Source organism: Aeromonas sp. Y318-3, assembly GCF_027706185.1.
GTDB lineage: Bacteria > Pseudomonadota > Gammaproteobacteria > Enterobacterales > Aeromonadaceae > Aeromonas > Aeromonas veronii.
On record NZ_JAPDCN010000050.1, the window covers coordinates 1 to 1,027 of the forward strand.

The 1,027-nt window shown below is 60.3% G+C and carries 2 protein-coding genes and 1 pseudogene; all 3 read left to right on the plus strand.

What is annotated here, in order from left to right; all coding sequences use genetic code 11:
* Window positions 1-336: lecithin retinol acyltransferase family protein (locus tag OKB77_RS23930; RefSeq protein ID WP_270818719.1), on the plus strand; the 336-nt coding region annotated here is incomplete at its 5' end.
* Window positions 337-371: 35 nt separating this feature from the next.
* A complete protein-coding gene (locus OKB77_RS23935; protein WP_270806630.1) occupies window positions 372-797 on the plus strand; it encodes a DUF2787 family protein in 426 nt (141 codons plus the stop codon).
* A 10-nt stretch (window positions 798-807) separates the two neighbouring features.
* Window positions 808-1,027 (plus strand): annotated as a pseudogene (locus OKB77_RS23940) (hypothetical protein); the annotation flags it as partial.

A 1,027-nucleotide genomic window follows, 5' to 3' on the forward strand; every position in this document is an offset into this window, starting at 1 on the left:
GCTTACTCCCGTCTTGGAGAGGCGCACTACAGCACGCTCTTTAACAACTGCGAGCACTTCGTGCTCTGGTGTATCGAGGGCTTTCACTACAGCAAGCAGATTAACCAGCTCATTGCTACGGGGTGTATCGCACATCAGGCGCTTCACTCTGTGGCTCGGCAGCCTACCCTTGCGGCCCTGCCTTGCATGGCCACCAGCACGGCACTGAATCCATCAGCAACGACTGTGGTGACCGCTGCAGTCGGTGCGTTGCTGGGGAGTTCGGCCACCTCGCTGGCGGCGCCCTTGGCTGCCACCTACAGCCTCTACCGCGCCTGGCGCTGGTTCAGGGATTAACGCGTCTCACATTCGATACGAAAGGACACACCAAGATGACCATGCCATTTCACTTGGCAGGGATGGCCCTGCCGATTTCGCCCGAGCTGCCTGACTTACTGCGCAGCGTCGTGCGGGAACAACAGTTCGACCTCACCGACCTCTCGACCCTGACCTTCAACTTTCGCAGCCCCGGCTACAGTGCCGAGACGGGTGGCGTCCATCCGGTAGAGCTGCGGCTTATTCGGGGATTGCACGGCTGGGTCTTCGATTACATCACCGACTTCAGTTATCAGGGACTGGGCCAGGATGCCGAGCTCTGCAAGGAGCTCGACTTCAACCTCTCTTGCGACGAGCACTATCTGCAGGGCTGGAGACCACTGCCCTGCGTGGAAGCGCGGGAACTGTTCGCCCTGTGGCAGAGCAATTTCATTAGCTACGCCCAGTTGGGATATTTCACCGTCACGGTCAGCGGGGAGTAGGAGGTGTGTGATGACTAACGAACTGCCGCTCTCCCACACCTCGCGCCAGTGGCTGGGACTGGTCGCCGCCAAGGCCAAGATACAACCACGCCACCGTGGCCAGCGCTGGTTACTACACATCACTCCTGATAGCCCCCATGCCCGCACCGTTACGCTGCACCTGCGCTGGTCTGGGGTGCAGTGGCAACTGCTCTCCCTCACCAATGCCGAGGATTGGCGCACGATGAGCC

Excerpts from the sequence above, each read along its gene's own strand:
- OKB77_RS23935 (WP_270806630.1), top strand. The coding sequence starts at position 372 with ATGACCATGCCATTTCACTTGGCAGGGATGGCCCTGCCGATTTCGCCC.